Source organism: Tsuneonella mangrovi, assembly GCF_002269345.1.
Classification (GTDB): domain Bacteria; phylum Pseudomonadota; class Alphaproteobacteria; order Sphingomonadales; family Sphingomonadaceae; genus Tsuneonella; species Tsuneonella mangrovi.
Genome location: NZ_CP022889.1, coordinates 1,791,635 through 1,807,609 on the forward strand (window position 1 = coordinate 1,791,635; position 15,975 = coordinate 1,807,609).

Consider the following 15,975-nt stretch of genomic DNA (forward strand, 5'->3'; position numbering starts at 1 on the left):
GACACTGCGCTTCCCGGGGGCGTCAGACCATAAAGCTTTCGCCGCACCCGCATGCGCCTTTCGCGTTGGGGTTGTCGAACACGAAACCGGCGGTGAAATCGTCTTCCGCCCAGTCCATCGTGCTGCCAACGAGGTAAAGTACGCTCGCCCCGTCGATGTAGAACGTGCCGCCGGGGGTTTCGATCTTTTCGTCGAACCCGGCTTCCTCGGTTACGTAGTCGACCGAGTAGGCCAGCCCCGAACAGCCCCTGCGCGGGGTCGACAGCTTGACGCCAATGGCATCGGCGGGCGCCTTGCTCATAAGCTCTGCCACCCGCGCTTCGGCAGCGGAGGTCAGCGTGACGGCGGCGGGCCGCTGGCGGAGAGTGCTCTTGGCTTCGGTCATGTGAGTTTCCTCTCCCAGAACTGGGCAGTCCCCATTGCGGGATCAAGGCCGTATTGCGCAAATCCCGCCTTGCGGTACGCGGCGATAGCCGGTTCGTTGCCCGACAGCACTTCGAGCGTGAGCTTGCACGCCCCGCGCGCCCGCGCCTCGGCTTCGACAGCGTCGAGCAGAGCGCGGCCGACGCCTTGCCCACGAAATTCGGCCAGCACCGCGATGTCGTGGATGTTGACGAGCGGACGGGCGGCAAACGTCGAAAACCCCATGAAGCAGTTGGCGAGCCCTGCCGGTTTGCCGCGCACCCGGGCGATCAGGCTGAATGCGCCGGACTGTTCGGCGAGCGCAGGCACAAGCTGCTCTCGCACTTCCTCGGCAAGCGGTTCGCCGCCACCCATCGGATCGCGCGCGTATGCGTCGAGCAGCGCGACGAGCGCTTCCGCATCCGAGCGGTCGTTGTAGTCGGCCTTTGCAACCGTCAGGTCAGGGGCGAGCGCGGTCACAGCATTCCCAGTTCGAGCCGGGCTTCGTCGGTCATCTTGTCGGGGCCCCACGGCGGATCCCACACCAGAACGACTTCGGCATCGCGCACGCCGGGCACGGTGGCGACGCGCAACTCGACTTCGCCGGGCATCGATTCGGCCACCGGGCAGTGCGGGGTGGTCAGCGTCATGGTGACGGTGGCATCGCCATCGTCGGTCACGTCGACCCCGTAGATCAGCCCGAGATCGTAGATATTGACCGGGATTTCCGGATCGAAAATTTCCTTCAGCGCGTCGACGATCGCTTCGTAGGTCTGCCCGCCTGGAGCGGCGGAGCTTGCGACCTGTGGCTTCTGTGCGAGGAACCCTTCGAGATAGTCGCGCTTGCGCTCAAGCTTCTCGGCGGGTGTCTCGCTCGCCGCATCCTCGACCCGGGCGCGCGGCGGGGTCTCGACCGCATCGACTTCCTCGACCGAGATCTTGCGTTCCTCGTTCATCCGAAAATCCTCCGTGTGCGCTCGATCCCTTTCAGGAGCGCATCGATATCGCTTTGATCGCTGTAGAGTCCGAAGCTCGCGCGCGCGGTGCCGGGCACGTCGTAGTAATGCATCAGCGGCTGGGCGCAGTGGTGCCCGGCGCGGATCGCGACGTTTTCCTCATCGAGGATCGTGCCAAGATCGTGCGGGTGCACGCCCTGCAGCTCGAAACTGACGATCCCCGCGCTGTCTTCAGGGCCAAACAGCCGCACGTCGTTCATCGGCTGCAGGGCATCGCGCAAAGTGCGCACCAGCGCCGCCTCATGGGCGTGGATTGCCTCGCGCCCGACCGCATCGACATAATCGCAAGCCGCAGCCATCCCGAGTGCTTCGACGATTGCGGGAGTGCCGGCCTCGAACCGTTCGGGCGGCGGGCCGAAAGTGGTCTTTTCAAAGGTCACCCGGTCGATCATGGCGCCGCCGCCCTGCCACGGAGGCATGGCATCCAGCAGTTCCGCCCGCCCCCACAGCGCGCCGATCCCGGTCGGGCCGTAGAGCTTGTGGCCCGAGAAAGCGTAAAAATCGCAGCCGATCTCGGCGACGTTCACTGGAAGGCGCGGCACCGCCTGGCACCCGTCGAGCAGCAGCTTCGCGCCCACGCTGTGCGCCAGCTCCGCCGCACGCTTCGCATCGAGCGTCGAGCCGAGCACGTTGGAAACGTGGGCAAACGCGACCATTGTGTGCTCGCCGGTCAGCATCGCTTCGGCAGCGTCGAGATCGATCTTCCCATCCTCGGTCAGCGGGCAGACGTCGACCTGCCACCCGGCGAGCTGCCAGGGCACGATGTTCGAATGGTGCTCGAGCTGGCTAAGCAGCACCCGGCCCTTTTCGGGATAGGAGTAGGCGACGAGGTTGATCGCTTCGGTCGCGCCGCGGGTAAACACGATCTCCGCCTCGCCCCCACCAACGAACGCCGCGACCCGGCGGCGCGCGGCCTCGTAAGCCTGGGTCATTTCCGCGCTGCGCGAATAGACCCCGCGATGAACCGTGGCGTAATCGACCCCGATCGCTTTGGTGACGGCATCGATCACGCATTGCGGCTTCTGCGCGGTGGCCGCCGTGTCGAGGTAGTGCCACGGCGCGCCGCTTGCAGTCACCAGCCCCGGGAAGTCCGCCTTGCGGGAGAGGATGGCGGCATCCATCACAGCGCCGCCTGTTCCAGGTGCGAGACCGTGCCTTCGAGCAGGCCTTCGCGCAGCTCGTCGTCTTCGACCGCAGCAAAGGCATCGGCGATGAACGCGCGCACCAGCAGCTTGCGCGCTGCCTGCGGCGGAAGCCCGCGTGCGGCCATGTAGAACGCCGCGGTTTCGTCGAGCGCGCCGATCGCTGCGCCGTGGGCGCACTTCACGTCGTCGGCGTAGATTTCGAGTTCGGGCTTGGCGTTGGCCGACGCGCCCTTCTCCAGCAGGATCGCCTTGAAGTTCTGCCCCGCGTCGGTCTTCTGCGCGTCGCGGACGACTTCGATCCGACCGAGGAAGTTGCCGGTCGCGTGGCCCCATTGCACTGCACGGACGACCTGGTTGCTGGTCGCACCCGGCTCGGCATGAATTACCCGGGTGACGAATTCCTGCACCTTGCTGTCGCCGCCCAGCGTCACGCCGCCGAATTCGAAATGCGCACCTTCGTCCAGCGTCACTTCGAGTTCGATCCGCAGGTACGGCCCGCCGACGATCGTCGCGAAATATTCGAACCGTCCGCCCTTGCCGACATGGACGCGGGTGCGGATCGCTGCACCGAGAGCGCTCGCTCCGTCGTCGAGACGGATATTGTCGCGCACCGTTTCGCCGGGCGGCACAGTGATCTCGCCCCATTCGGCCAAATAGGTCAGCGGCGCTTCGGCCAGGAACTTCGGATCGGCATAGCGCCAGTCCTCGTCCCGGTTGGTCGGACGCGTAAGGGTTGCGGCCTCAGGCATCGGCCATGACCTCGTCGTAGCCTTCGCGTTCCAGCTCGAGCGCCAGCTCGGGGCCACCACTCTTCACGATGCGGCCCTTGGCGAGGATGTGGACCCGGTCCGGCTTCACGTAGTCGAGCAGCCGCTGGTAGTGGGTGATCAGCAGCACGCCCTTTTCGGGTGCGCGCATGATCGCGTTGATCCCTTCGCCGACCACCCGCAGAGCGTCGATATCGAGCCCGCTGTCGGTTTCGTCGAGGATTGCCAGTTTCGGGTCGAGGATGCCCATCTGGACCATTTCGGCGCGCTTCTTCTCGCCGCCCGAAAAGCCGACGTTCACCTGCCGCTTGAGCATGTCCATGTCGAGCTTGAGGAGCCCGGCCTTCTCCTTCGCCAGCTTGAGAAACTCGCCGCCCGTCATCGGCTCCTGCCCGCGTGCGGCGCGCTGGGCATTGAGCGCCTCGCGCAGGAACTGGACGTTGGATACACCGGGAATTTCGACCGGGTACTGGAAGCCGAGGAACATGCCGGCAGCAGCGCGCTCGTGCGGCTCCATCGCCAGCAGGTCTTCGCCCATGAAGGTCACCGAACCGGCGGTCACTTCGTAGCCCGGGCGGCCGCCCAGGACATAGGCCAGCGTCGACTTGCCCGCGCCGTTGGGGCCCATGATCGCGTGCACTTCGCCCGCGTTCACGGTGAGGGTCAGGCCGTTCAGGATGGCCTTGCCGTCGATTTCAGCGTGGAGATCGGTGATTTGCAACATGGGTGGTCAGTTTCCGTAATTCTTGGCGGCGGGGCTGAGGTCGTCGATGATCTGCGCGGCTTGCTGGCGGGCCTGTTCGGGCGAAACGTCGGGCTTGCGTTCCTTCACCGCCGTAGCGATTGCGGCCTGGCGCTGCTGCTGGCAGCGGGCCGCCGCAGCGTTGTAGATCTGCAGCCGCGCCTGGTAGTCGCGGGTGTTCATGTCGGCGGGCAGGCCTTGCTCGAGGCACGCGAGATAGACCTTGATCTCGTCGTAGAAGTGGTTCGGCGCCATCGCCATCACGGCCAATGCTGCGATCATCGGGTGAGGCTCCTTTTCGCTGGGGACCTGCGCGGGGCGGAATTGGCGCGGTGCGCGCGGCGCGCGTCCTGCTTGTCGGCGATGCGCATCCGCATCCCGGCGGTGATCCGGGCCAGCACGGCGTCGATGTTGTCGAGGATATCTGCCGCCTTGATCCGCATCACCCGGATGCCGACCGATTCAAGGCTCTTGTCGCGGCGCTTGGCGAGCGCTTCGTCTTCGCCATCCTCGTCGATGTCGATCGCCATGCCGAGGTTGTGGCAGTTGAAATCGACGATCGCGCTGCCGACGACCGCGTGCCGGGTGAACTTGTAGCGGCCCATGTCGGCCTTGGCGAAGCGCTCGGCGAGCACCTTGTGCGCCTCGGATGAATGCCGCCGCAACTCGCGCGCGCGTTCGTGAAGCGCATCGAGCCGCTTCTCCGAGATCTCCCACCCGCGGCCCTTCTTCTTGAGCGCGGGGGCTGCATCGGCGGTCTCGTCGGGAGAGCGGATCTGGAGGGTCTTGCGGGTGGTCATCCGATCACGCCCCAATCTTCCGTCCCATCAACCCGGACGATAAAAAGATTGTCATATATCTTCTCGGGCCAGACTGCAGTGAATGTGGGTCCCTCTGCAAAGGATACACGCGCGCTGGATGGGACCTTGTCCAAATCAATTGAGGCAATGTGCTTGCCCACCAACGAAGTCAGTCCTGCGGGCGCATCAGCGTCTCGAAAGTCACCACTTTCATTGTCCAAGAGGATGTCGGCGGAAGAGGTCAGCGTGAAGCTGTCGTCCTCCTTCGTCAGCCCAAGCTGAAAATGAGCGACACCGAAACATACGCGGTCGACAAGAGCACCAACAATTTTATCTGCGAAACTCACCCCACGCTCCCTTCGAGCGAAATCGCCAGCAGCTTTTGCGCCTCCACCGCAAACTCCATCGGCAGTTCTTTCAGCACCTCTTTCGCGAAGCCGTTGACGATCAGCGCCACCGCAGCTTCCTGGTCGAGCCCGCGCTGCATCGCGTAGAACAGCCGGTCGTCGCTGATCTTGCTGGTGGTTGCCTCGTGCTCGATCTGCGCAGTGGGGTTCTTGACCTCGATGTAGGGCACGGTGTGCGCCCCGCAGGTATCGCCCAGCAGCAGGCTGTCGCACTGGGTGAAGTTGCGCACCCCGTCGGCATTGGCGGCGACGCGCACCAGCCCGCGATAGGTGTTGTTGGACACCCCGGCGCTGATCCCCTTGGAGATGATCGTGCTGCGGCTACCTTTGCCGTTGTGAACCATCTTGGTTCCCGTGTCGGCCTGTTGGTGGTTATTTGTAACCGCCACCGAGTAGAACTCGCCGACCGAATCCTGCCCGTTGAGCACGCACGAGGGGTATTTCCAGGTCACCGCACTGCCGGTTTCGACCTGCGTCCAGCTGACCTTGCTGCGCGCGCCCTGGCACAGCGCCCGCTTGGTCACGAAATTGTAGATCCCTCCCTTGCCCTCGGCATCGCCGGGGTACCAGTTCTGCACCGTCGAATACTTGATCTCGGCATCCTCGAGCGCGACCAGCTCGACTACGGCCGCGTGGAGCTGGTTCTCGTCGCGCATCGGCGCGGTGCACCCTTCGAGGTAGGACACGTAGCTGCCCTTCTCTGCCACGATCAGCGTGCGTTCGAACTGCCCGGTGTTTTCCGCGTTGATCCGGAAATATGTGGAAAGCTCCATCGGGCAGCGCACGCCTTCGGGGATGTAGACGAAGGTGCCGTCGGAAAAGACCGCGCTGTTCAATGTCGCGAAGAAGTTGTCGTGCTGCGGCACGACCTTGCCGAGCCACTTCTTCACAAGGTCCGGGTATTCGCGGATCGCTTCGCTGATCGAGCGGAAGATGACGCCCGCGCTTTCGAGTTCCTTGCGGAACGTCGTCGCCACCGAAACGCTGTCGAACACCGCATCGACCGCGACCTTGCGCGCACCTTTTACGCCGGCGAGCACTTCCTGTTCGGCGAGCGGAATGCCGAGCTTGTCGTAAGTCGCCTTGATGTCGGGATCGAGCTCATCGAGCGAGGCAAGCTCGGCCTTCTTCTTCGGCGCGGCGTAATAATACGCATCCTGGTAGTCGATCGCCGGGTAGCCGAGCTTGGCCCAGTTCGGCTCTTCCATCTCCTGCCACATGCGGAAGGCCTTGAGGCGCCATTCGAGCATCCATTCGGGCTCGCCCTTCTTGGCGGAGATGAACCGGACGGTGCTTTCGTCGAGGCCTTTGGGCGCGAACTCGGTGTCGATCTCGCTCGACCAGCCGAACTCGTAGTCGGCAGCTTTTGCTGCGGCCTCGCGCGCGTCCTTGTCCTGGATATTCACGTCGTCGGTCATGCGGGTTCCTGCATGGTGGCAAGCTGCGTCAGGGGGATGCCGGCCAGTGCGCCGCGCAGCGCCGCGCCGACCACCGGCCAGTGCGGGCGCACGCTGCAATCGTGATCGATCGCGCAATCATCGCCTTCGACGCACGCGGCGAGCGCGATCGGGCCTTCGACTGCCTCGACGATGTCTGCCAGAGTGATGGCCGCTGCGGGGCGTGCAAGTTGCAGCCCGCCGTGCGCCCCGCGAACCGAGCGCAGCAGCCCGGCAGCAGTCAAGCGACTGACCAGTTTGGCAACGGTCGGCGCGGGCAAGCCGGTCTCGGATGCGAGTTTGCCTGCCGATACGCGCCCGCCACCGCAATGGCGGGCGGCGGCGGTCATTGTGACAACGGCATAATCTGCAAGGTTGGACAGGCGCATAGCTTATTCGGACCGATTCGTTCCGAATTGCATCTAGTCGCCGTTGTCTCCCTTTTCAACCTTGTCCCAATCCTTGGGCAGCGGAGCGACCTTCGGCTCGATCTCGCGGAAATTGCGCACGTCGATCAGGCTTTCCAGGATCGGCGCGTCACCGCTGTTGAGCCGCGCCGGCGTGCGGCCGACGAATTCGCGGATCTCGCGGATCATGTGCGATTGGTCGTAAAAGTTCTCGAGCAGCCCGGCGACCTGAGAATCGGTGATGCCCGGCTGGTTGAGCAGGGCAACGACCCGCAGCGCGCGATACTGCCGCGCAAGCTGGCGCGGGGTCGAGCCGAAGTACCGGCTGACGAGGCGCTGTACCTGGCGCCGCGAATAGGTGCAGCGTTCGTAAAGCGCTTCGACCGGCGGGTTGAGCGATTCGCCAAGCCAGAGCGCGACATTCCTCAGCAGGCGCATATGCCCGGGGTCGAGCGGCTGGACCCGTTCGAGCAGGAATGGCGCGGCGAGCGCGACGAGGTCGCTCCCGTCGGTCTCGGGATTTGCGCGGTAAGCTGCCCGCACAGCCTCGCCAAGCGTAGCGATGCCGTCCCCCAACACCTCCACGGCATCGAGCAGGCGGTTGCCCCATTTGCCGGCGTCGAGCCCGGATATCGCTCCCCAACCGAGCGGAGAAAGAACCACTCCGAACACATGCAGCGGACCGGTGACCTCGACCGTCGCGGCCCTGCTCTGCGGGGTCAGCAAGTTCTGCCGCGTCGATGGATCGGAATTCCCGTCGTGGAAAGTCATCGTCCCCTGACCGTGGAGGAAAAGCATCAGCTGGCCGACCGCAGCGGGCTGGACGTCGCGAATATCGCGCTCTTCGCAACGGAAAAGGTAAAAGGTCGTGATGAACGGCGCGAGTGCTTCGGGCACTGTCAGGTACTCGAGTCGAATCAGGTCTTGCGAGGTAAGCTCTCGCTCGGCCGCGGCGCCGCGTTCCGATTCGTTTCTGGCGCTACCTGCCGGCCCGTGCATCGCCCGCGTCCCCGTTGATTGCGCCCGAATGCCCCCGGGCGTCGAATGCGACTGTGCTGCAAGTTCCTTTCAATACGGGAGGAATCGGCGGAATTGCAAGATATGCATACGAAATCGAACTTGTCCGCAGCATAAAAAAAGAGGCGGCCCCTGCCGAAGCCGGGACCGCCTGTTAAGTGGAGGAACTCCTTGCTTCGCAGCACAGAGCCCTTCGGGTCGCAAAATCTTGCTACACGATTCGGGCCTGCGTTCATTGTACGAAAGCGACGTTATGTGCGGCTTCGCGAAATTAATCGGACCCAAGACAGTGAATAGTTGTAACTTTTCTGAAACAGTCTTCGAGAAAAGTGTCCAGCCTCGACACACCTTGAGCGTGTCGCCATAGCGCTAAGCCGATGCTGTACCGCCTTTTCGCCCCTGCCCTGTTCGCGCTCGACGCCGAATCGGCTCACCACCTTTCGCTCGCTGCGCTGAAGCTCTCGCCCATGCGGACATGTGCGCAGCCCGGTGCGCTCGCGACCGAAGTCGCCGGGATCTCGTTCCCGAACCCGGTGGGAATCGCCGCCGGTTACGACAAGGACGCCGAAGTGCCCGACGCCTTGCTCGGGCTGGGCTTCGGGTTTGCAGAGGTCGGCTCGATCACTCCGCTGCCGCAATCTGGCAATCCGCTGCCCCGCCTGTTCCGCCTGGTCGAGGACCGCGCGGTGATCAACCGCATGGGGTTCAACAACGGCGGGATGGAGGCAGCGCGCAGCCGACTAGCCCGTCGGCACGGCCGGCCGGGGGTGGTCGGGATCAATATCGGGGCGAACAAGGATTCGCCCGACCGGATCGCTGACTATGCGACAATGACGCGCGCGATGGCTCCGCTCGCGAGCTACCTTGCAGTCAATATCTCCAGCCCCAACACCCCGGGCCTGCGCGCGCTGCAGGACGAAGGCGCCCTCACCGGTCTGCTCGATGCGGTGATTGCCGGGCGCGACGAAGCTTGCCCCGAAGGCGGGCCGCCGATCTTCCTCAAGGTCGCGCCCGATCTCGAGCCTACCGATATCGAGGCGATCGCACGCATCGCGCTCGACAAACGGCTCGGTGCGCTGATCGTGTCGAACACCACCGTTTCGCGGCCCCCGTTGAAATCACGCCATGCTGGCGAAACCGGCGGATTGTCGGGCGCCCCGCTTAAGGCATTGGCGCTCCAGCGACTTCGCGATTTCCGTTCCGCGACCGGCGGTGCAATCCCGCTGGTCGGGGTGGGCGGGATCGGCAACGCGGACGATGCTTGGGAGCGGATCCGCGCCGGAGCCAGCCTAGTCCAGCTTTACAGCGCGTTGGTCTACGAAGGGCCGGGTCTTGCCAGGCGTATCGTCACCGGGCTCGAGGCGCGGATGAAGGCGGAAGGCTTTTCCTCGATTGCCGAGGCGGTCGGAACCGGATAGCTCGTTGCGCTATGTTCAAGCGCTTCGTCACATCGCTCGCCATTCCACTCACCCTCGGGGCTTGCGCCACCGCGCCGTATCCCGAGATACGCGCCGTCCAGACCACGAATGCGACGCCCTATACGCGCGGAATCGTCAGTGCGGCGGACCCGCGCGCGGCGGCTGCCGGGGTCGAGATGTTGCGCAAGGGCGGTAGTGCGACCGACGCGGCGATCGCGATCATGCTGTCGTTGACCGTGGTCGAGCCGCAAAGCTCGGGGCTGGGCGGAGGCGGCTTCTACGTCCACACCGATCCGAACGGCAATCTCGACACGATCGACGGACGAGAGAAGGCACCGGCGGCAGCAACGCCCAACCGGTTCCTCAAGCCCGACGGCGAACCGATGGATTTCCGCACCGCGGTCGAGAGTGGGCTGAGCATCGGCGTCCCCGGCAGCTTGCGGGTTGCCGAAGAGGCGATGCGCAAACACGGCAAGCTGCCGTGGGCGACCGTTCTTGAACCGGCGATCCGGCTGGCGCGCGACGGGTTCCAGATCACCCCGCGGCTCTACAGCACGCTGCTCGAATCGAAGAGCACCGCCGGGCGCACGCCCGAAGGGCTGGCGCTGTTCTACCAGGCAGACGGCACCCCCAAGCCGATCGGCACGCTCGTTCGCAATCCCGCGCTCGCCGAGACCCTCCAGCAGATCGCGCTGCACGGGGCCGACTGGCTCTATACCGGCCAGAACGCGGAGGATCTCGCGCGCACGATTGCCAATGACACGCCGAGTGACGGCAAGATGACCGCCGCCGATATCGAAAGCTACAAAGTCGCAGACCGCCCGGCGGTGTGCGGCACATACCGCGCCTATCGCGTATGCGGCATGGCGCCGCCTTCATCGGGCGCGACCACCGTGCTGGCGATCCTCGGCGAACTCGAACCGTTCGACCTTGCCAAGCTCGGCCCCAAGTCGCCGACCTTCTGGCACCTGTTCGCCGAAGCGCAGCGGCTGGCCTACGCCGACCGCGAGCGATTCCTGGCCGATCCCGACTTTGTCCCGGTCCCGGTGAAGGAGCTGACAGATCACGCTTACCTGCTGAAACGCGGCGCGCTGATCAGCCCGACCAGCACGATGACCGACGTCGAACCCGGCCTGCCGCTCCCGCCGCCTGCGGGCAAGGGGCCGGCCGAGCACGGGACGTCGCACTTCGTCGTCGTCGACAAATGGGGCGATGCGGTCTCGTACACGTCGACCATCGAAAGCTCGTTCGGCTCGGGCGACATGTTCCGAGGGTTCTACCTCAATAACGAGCTGACCGATTTCAGCTTCGTCCCGCAGGAAAGCTGTGCCGACCGCAAGGGCGGGGGCAGCGAAGCGCGGATGGGCGATATCGCCGACGGCAAGCTGGAAATGGCGGTCGGGCACGATTGCCGCCCGGTGGCCAACCGTGTTGAGGGCGGCAAGCGGCCGCGCAGCTCGATGTCGCCGACGCTGGTGTTCTCGCCCGACGGCAAGCTTCTGATGGCTGTCGGCGCGGCGGGCGGGGCAACGATCCCGGTCCAGACCACCCGGGCGATCATCGGAGTGATCGACTTCCACTTGCCGGTCGACCAGGCGCTGGCATTGCCGATGCTGTTTTCGCCCGGCGGGCAAGTCGCGATCGAGCCGAATACCTGGCTGGCCGGATATGTCCCCGAGCTCGAAGCGCTCGGCCACAAGGACGTGAAGGTCCGTCAGCTGCCCTTGAAGGCCAATGCTGCGTTGCTGACCGCACAGGGCTGGACCGGGGCGGGCGATCCGCGCAGCGAAGGGGTCGCGATCCTCCAATAACCGCCTTGCCGCTACGGCAGTGGGCCCTTAAGCATTCCGCGAACGACAAGACAGCCTTGGGCTGCGTTGAAGCAGGAGCAGGTTAGCCTTGCAGCTGAACGACATCGATACCGCAAACAATCTCGTTGCCTTGTTCCTCGCGCGTGCCGATGCGCGCGGCGACACGCCGTTCCTGGGTGCCAAGCGCGGGGGCGAATGGGTCACGCAGAGCTGGCGCGAAGTGGCCGGGCAGGTCTGCCTGATCGCCGAGAACCTGCGCAAGCTGGGGTTGGAGCGGGGCGATCGGGTCGCACTTATCTCGGAAAACCGGCCCGAATGGTGCATCGCGGACCTTGCGATCATGGCGGCCGGGTGCGTGACAGTACCTGCCTACATCACCAATACCGAGCGCGATCACCAGCATATCCTCGATAACTCGGGCGCACGCGCGGCAATCGTGGCGACCGAAAAGCTTTCGGTCCCGCTAATCCCGGCGATCATGCGCACCGGCATCGTCGAGCACCTTATCGCGATTGATGGAGTGCGCGCTCACCAGGGCGGGCACTTCGCTGTGCACACCTGGGCGGCGATGCTCGAAGGCGATCCGGCAGCGGCGCGTGCGGCGGTCGAAGCACGGATCGCGGGGATTGGTCGCGAGGACACCGCGTGCATCATCTACACCAGTGGTACCGGCGGCGCGCCGCGCGGGGTGCTGCAGCACCACGGCGCGATCCTGTGCAATGTTGCCGGAGCAGCCGAAATCCTCGACAGCGATTTCGGGCTCGACGACGACGAACGGTTTCTCTCGTTCTTGCCGCTCAGCCATGCCTACGAGCATACCGGCGGCCAGTTCCTTCCGATCGGGGTCGGCGCGCAGATCTTCTATGCCGAAGGGCTGGAGAAGCTCGCTAGCAATATCGAGGAAACGCGGCCGACGATCATGGTCGTGGTCCCGCGCCTGTTCGAAGTGCTGCGCACGCGGATCATGAAGCAGGTCGAGAAGCAAGGCGGGCTCGCGCTGGGGATGATGCAGCGCGCATTGTCGCTCGGCGCGCGCAAGTCTGAAGGGCGCTATCGCTTGGGCGACAAGACGCTCAACTTGCTGCTTGAAAAGCTGCTGCGGCCGAAGATTCGCGCGCGCTTCGGTGGGCGGATCAAGGCGATGGTTTCGGGCGGTGCGCCGCTCAATCCTGAAGTCGGCACGTTCTTCGAAGCAATGGGGCTGACTATGCTCCAGGGCTACGGCCAGACCGAGGCAGGGCCGGTGATCAGTTGCAACCGCCCCGGTGCAGGGATCGCGATGCACACCGTCGGCCCGCCGATGAGGGGGGTGGATATCCGTATCGCCGAAGACGGCGAAATCCTCGTGCGCGGCGAACTGGTGATGCACGGATATTGGCAGAACAAGGCCGAGACCGAACGGACGTTGGTCGATGGTTGGCTTCACACCGGCGACATCGGTCATCTGGACGAGCAGGGCCGGATCGTCATCACGGACCGCAAGAAGGACATGATCGTCAACGACAAGGGCGACAACGTGGCACCGCAGAAGATCGAAGGGATGCTGACCCTGCAGCCCGAGATCGCGCAAGCGATGGTCAGCGGCGACAAGCGGCCCTATCTCGTCGGGCTGATCGTGCCCGATGCCGAATGGGCGCTCGAATGGGCAACCGAAAACGGCGAGAAGTTCGACTTCAGGGCACTGCAGGACTTCCCGCCGTTTCGCTCGGCTGTGCGCGAAGCGATCGACCGCACCAACAAGGAACTCTCGGTGATCGAAAAGGTCCGCCAATTCGCTTTCGCCGACGAGCCGTTCACGATCGAGAACGAGGAAATGACCCCCAGCATGAAGATCCGTCGCCACAAGATCCGCGAGCGGTATGGCGACCGGCTGGACGGGTTGTATCGGGGTTAGAGGGTGCGCAGGCGCGCAATACTTGACGCGTCGGCAACGATATTTGCGACTTGATCGGCTATCGATCGGCTGTCATTCGTCGCTTGCCGGAGCAGCTCTTCTCGTTCTTCCGGCGTCCACATCCGATCTGGTGTTACGTCATCCTTGTCGCGGGGTAACGTGCGCGTGACTACGATTTCGCGGCCGGACGAATCAATCAGACAGTGCAACGTGGCATGTGCGAGTAGATGCCGCATGGAGCGGTACGAACTCCAGCGGGCAATACGTCTTTCGAGCGCAAGAAACCGCTTGTTCTCCGAGGAAACCAGCCTTCTCCTGAGCTCATTCAGACTGGAGAGTGGGCCGCCCGTGATCGGGAGCTGTAATCCATGACACAGTTTGCCGAGCGCCTGTTCCGCTATGGCAAAATTGGTCAATACCCGTGCTAGCCATTCATATGGACAACGAGTGGCAGGGGCAGCCTCTCCAATCGATGCTACTTCCACCGAGTCAAGCTGCCTCTTTCTCGATAAATTCCGGATAGAAGCTCGGTGCGCGGTCGGACCAGCCCGGCGCGGTCGCGGCGGCTTCGCTCAGTGACTGGAGCAGCATCTTGCGCCGGCTCGGGCGGATTTGCGGCAGCGCGGCGGCGGCGCAGAATGCGCTCGGCAGCCACGGGCGCACGTCGGCCCCCAACAGTCGCTCGTAGAGAAAGCGGAACGACGAGAAGCAGTCGATCCGCTCCTGCGCGAGGTCGAATGCGGCGACGCGGGTCAGCTTGCCGATGAAGGCTTCGATATTCTCGAACCCGGTCTCGTTGGGGATCATGTCACGCAGCGCCTTGAGGTCCTGGTAGGCGACGTACTGGCTACGGATCGCGGCGTTCTCTTCGGCATCGCGCGCCCATAGCTTGAAGGCATCCTGCCGGCCCAGCCCGATATCTAGACTGCGGCGAATGTAGCGCTGTTCGGCCGGCGCGAAGCTGGCGAACTCGCGCATTTCGTTGATCGTCAGCGATGCAGTACCCGTCGTGGCCATTGCGGCACTCCCCTGTTGCAAGGGGAATGTCCGCCAAGATGGTTAATTTCGCGTTAGGAGGGTTTTAGTTTGTTTGGCCCCTCAAGCGCCGGGCGCGAGCCATCCGGCTCGCTTGGCTTCCGGCCTGACCGGCCGACGCCCGTTCGCGCTTGCGGGCTGCTGATTGCAGCCCGGACCATTCCAGGCCGCAAGAGCCTTGCACTCCCTCAAATCAACCCCGCCAGCGGCGAGCTGGGATCGGCATATTTGCGCGTCGCCATGCGTCCGGCGAGGTAGGCCTCGCGCCCGGCCTCCACCGCGAGCTTCATCGCGCGGGCCATGCGGATCGGGTCTTTCGCTTCGGCGATCGCGGTGTTCATCAGCACGCCATCGACGCCCAGCTCCATCGCGACGGCGGCATCGCTGGCGGTGCCGACGCCGGCATCGACCAGCACCGGCACGTTCGCGCCTTCGACGATCAGGCGGATCGTCACCTTGTTCTGTATGCCGAGCCCCGAGCCGATCGGTGCGCCTAGCGGCATCACTGCGACTGCACCGGCTTCTTCCAATTGCTTCGCGGCGATCGGGTCGTCGACGCAATAGACCATCGGCAGGAAGCCTTCCTTGGCCAGCACTTCGGTCGCCCGCAGCGTCTCGCGCATGTCGGGATAGAGCGTGCGCGCTTCGCCCAGCACTTCGAGCTTCACGAGGTCCCAGCCGCCCGCCTCCCGCGCCAGCCGCAGCGTGCGGATCGCGTCCTCGGCGGCGAAGCACCCGGCGGTGTTGGGCAGGTAAGTGACCTTCTTGGGGTCGATGAAGTCGGTCAGCATCGGTGCCTTCGGGTCGCTGACGTTGACCCGGCGCACCGCTACAGTGACGATCTCTGCGCCCGACGCTTCGAGTGCGGCAGCGTTCTGCGCGAAGTCCTTGTACTTGCCGGTGCCGACGATCAGGCGGCTACGGAATGTACGGCCTGCAACTGTCCAGCTGTCATCGCGAGGGCCATCTTCCTGTCCGCCGCCGACGAAGTGGACGATCTCAAGCGTATCGCCGTCCGCCAGCGTGGCCGCTTCCAGCGTCGAGCGGGGCACGATATCACCGTTGCGTTCGACCGCGACCTTCTCGGGTGCGAGTTCGAGCTCGCGCACCAGCGCGGCAATCGTAGGTGCGGATGTACGGCGGGACTCGCCGTTAACGGTCAGAGTGATCTGCGCAGTCATGCGCGCCAGATAGCGCACAACGGCACTGGCGCAAGTTGAGGATGTGACCAGTTGACACCAGCGCGACGCCGATGATCGTCAGCACGGCCTCTTCGGCCCCGTGCGGCATCGCCAGCGCGCCACCCATGAACGAGAGACCCGTCATCGCGGTAACGAACGGCAGCGGGCGGCGGTGGCGCAGAGCGCCGGAGCCGATCGCGACCGCTGCGATGATCATCGCGAGCGACAGCCCGACTTCGTGAATCGCCGGGTTCAGCAGGAACTGCCCGCCCAGGCCCAGCGCCGAAACCAGCACGAGGGTGGCAAGGCAATGCACCGCGCACAGCGCCGACAGCGCGACGCCGAAGCGGTCGATCCGCGCATGGATTGCGGCTCGAATCGAGGAAAGCGAAAGTGTGCTCATTGCTGCGGCCCATGTATGTAATACTGTAACGTTACGCAACCCCGGATTTCGCACGCGTTGACTTCGCGCTTGCGAATTGTGCTCGCCCGACGCA

At 64.5% G+C, this 15,975-nt stretch carries 19 protein-coding genes; 3 read left to right on the forward strand and 16 right to left on the reverse strand.

Features of this window, described 5'->3' with window-relative positions; all coding sequences use genetic code 11:
* Positions 1-22 precede the first annotated feature (22 nt).
* Genes CJO11_RS08790 through CJO11_RS08845 form a run of 12 tightly spaced genes read right to left on the reverse strand, consistent with a single transcriptional unit; the run spans position 23 to position 8,019 of the window.
* Entirely contained in the window at positions 23-385 is a 363-nt protein-coding gene (locus tag CJO11_RS08790) for a HesB/IscA family protein (RefSeq protein ID WP_095012371.1), read from the reverse strand.
* Positions 382-882: a GNAT family N-acetyltransferase gene (locus tag CJO11_RS08795; RefSeq protein WP_240504400.1), complete on the reverse strand. Its 501-nt coding sequence runs from the start codon at positions 880-882 to the stop codon at positions 382-384. Before CJO11_RS08795 ends, CJO11_RS08790 begins: the two co-directional genes overlap by 4 nt.
* On the reverse strand, positions 879-1,358 hold the full coding sequence (locus CJO11_RS08800) for an SUF system Fe-S cluster assembly protein (protein WP_095012372.1): 480 nt from the start codon (positions 1,356-1,358) through the stop codon (positions 879-881). Before CJO11_RS08800 ends, CJO11_RS08795 begins: the two co-directional genes overlap by 4 nt.
* Complete coding sequence (locus tag CJO11_RS08805; RefSeq protein ID WP_205651052.1) at positions 1,355-2,539, reverse strand: aminotransferase class V-fold PLP-dependent enzyme; 1,185 nt, start codon at positions 2,537-2,539, stop codon at positions 1,355-1,357. The genes CJO11_RS08800 and CJO11_RS08805 overlap by 4 nt, the downstream gene beginning before the upstream one ends.
* Entirely contained in the window at positions 2,539-3,312 is a 774-nt protein-coding gene (locus CJO11_RS08810) for a SufD family Fe-S cluster assembly protein (RefSeq protein ID WP_095012374.1), read from the reverse strand. The genes CJO11_RS08805 and CJO11_RS08810 overlap by 1 nt, the downstream gene beginning before the upstream one ends.
* Positions 3,305-4,054: a Fe-S cluster assembly ATPase SufC gene (gene sufC / locus CJO11_RS08815; RefSeq protein WP_095012375.1), complete on the reverse strand. Its 750-nt coding sequence runs from the start codon at positions 4,052-4,054 to the stop codon at positions 3,305-3,307. Before sufC ends, CJO11_RS08810 begins: the two co-directional genes overlap by 8 nt.
* 6 nt (positions 4,055-4,060) lie before the next feature.
* Entirely contained in the window at positions 4,061-4,354 is a 294-nt protein-coding gene (locus CJO11_RS08820) for a hypothetical protein (protein WP_150125004.1), read from the reverse strand.
* The gene (locus tag CJO11_RS08825) at positions 4,351-4,872 is read right to left on the reverse strand and encodes an endonuclease domain-containing protein (protein WP_095012377.1); all 522 of its coding nucleotides are present in this window, start codon (positions 4,870-4,872) and stop codon (positions 4,351-4,353) included. Before CJO11_RS08825 ends, CJO11_RS08820 begins: the two co-directional genes overlap by 4 nt.
* A complete protein-coding gene (locus CJO11_RS08830) occupies positions 4,869-5,219 on the reverse strand; it encodes a hypothetical protein (protein WP_095012378.1) in 351 nt (116 codons plus the stop codon). The genes CJO11_RS08825 and CJO11_RS08830 overlap by 4 nt, the downstream gene beginning before the upstream one ends.
* Positions 5,216-6,697, reverse strand: a complete 1,482-nt coding sequence (gene sufB / locus CJO11_RS08835) for a Fe-S cluster assembly protein SufB (protein WP_095012379.1) — start codon at positions 6,695-6,697, stop codon at positions 5,216-5,218. The genes CJO11_RS08830 and sufB overlap by 4 nt, the downstream gene beginning before the upstream one ends.
* Positions 6,694-7,104, reverse strand: coding sequence for an RrF2 family transcriptional regulator (locus CJO11_RS08840; RefSeq protein ID WP_095012380.1), 411 nt, complete (start codon positions 7,102-7,104; stop codon positions 6,694-6,696). The genes sufB and CJO11_RS08840 overlap by 4 nt, the downstream gene beginning before the upstream one ends.
* A 33-nt stretch (positions 7,105-7,137) precedes the next feature.
* Positions 7,138-8,019, reverse strand: a complete 882-nt coding sequence (locus tag CJO11_RS08845; protein WP_169829163.1) for a helix-turn-helix domain-containing protein — start codon at positions 8,017-8,019, stop codon at positions 7,138-7,140.
* 497 nt (positions 8,020-8,516) lie between these two features.
* On the opposite strand from CJO11_RS08845, the gene CJO11_RS08850 reads away from it, so the two are divergent.
* The 3 genes from CJO11_RS08850 (at position 8,517) to CJO11_RS08860 (ending at position 13,262) form a co-directional block, all read left to right on the forward strand.
* Positions 8,517-9,557: a quinone-dependent dihydroorotate dehydrogenase gene (locus tag CJO11_RS08850; RefSeq protein ID WP_095012382.1), complete on the forward strand. Its 1,041-nt coding sequence runs from the start codon at positions 8,517-8,519 to the stop codon at positions 9,555-9,557.
* An 11-nt stretch (positions 9,558-9,568) separates the two neighbouring features.
* Complete coding sequence (gene ggt / locus CJO11_RS08855; RefSeq protein WP_095012383.1) at positions 9,569-11,368, forward strand: gamma-glutamyltransferase; 1,800 nt, start codon at positions 9,569-9,571, stop codon at positions 11,366-11,368.
* A gap of 88 nt (positions 11,369-11,456) precedes the next feature.
* Complete coding sequence (locus CJO11_RS08860) at positions 11,457-13,262, forward strand: AMP-dependent synthetase/ligase (RefSeq protein WP_095012384.1); 1,806 nt, start codon at positions 11,457-11,459, stop codon at positions 13,260-13,262.
* Here CJO11_RS08860 and CJO11_RS13190 read toward each other — a convergent pair.
* From CJO11_RS13190 to CJO11_RS08880, 4 genes are all read right to left on the reverse strand, one after another.
* Positions 13,259-13,678 carry a hypothetical protein gene (locus CJO11_RS13190; protein ID WP_150125005.1) on the reverse strand — a complete coding sequence of 140 codons (420 nt, stop codon included), beginning with the start codon at positions 13,676-13,678 and terminating at the stop codon, positions 13,259-13,261. The genes CJO11_RS08860 and CJO11_RS13190 overlap by 4 nt on opposite strands.
* Before the next feature lie 73 nt (positions 13,679-13,751).
* Positions 13,752-14,279: a hypothetical protein gene (locus CJO11_RS08870; RefSeq protein WP_095012386.1), complete on the reverse strand. Its 528-nt coding sequence runs from the start codon at positions 14,277-14,279 to the stop codon at positions 13,752-13,754.
* Positions 14,280-14,485: 206 nt separating this feature from the next.
* Positions 14,486-15,478 carry a sulfur carrier protein ThiS gene (gene thiS / locus CJO11_RS08875; RefSeq protein ID WP_095012387.1) on the reverse strand — a complete coding sequence of 331 codons (993 nt, stop codon included), beginning with the start codon at positions 15,476-15,478 and terminating at the stop codon, positions 14,486-14,488.
* A complete protein-coding gene (locus CJO11_RS08880) occupies positions 15,450-15,881 on the reverse strand; it encodes a MerC domain-containing protein (protein ID WP_095012388.1) in 432 nt (143 codons plus the stop codon). Before CJO11_RS08880 ends, thiS begins: the two co-directional genes overlap by 29 nt.
* Positions 15,882-15,975 lie beyond the last annotated feature (94 nt).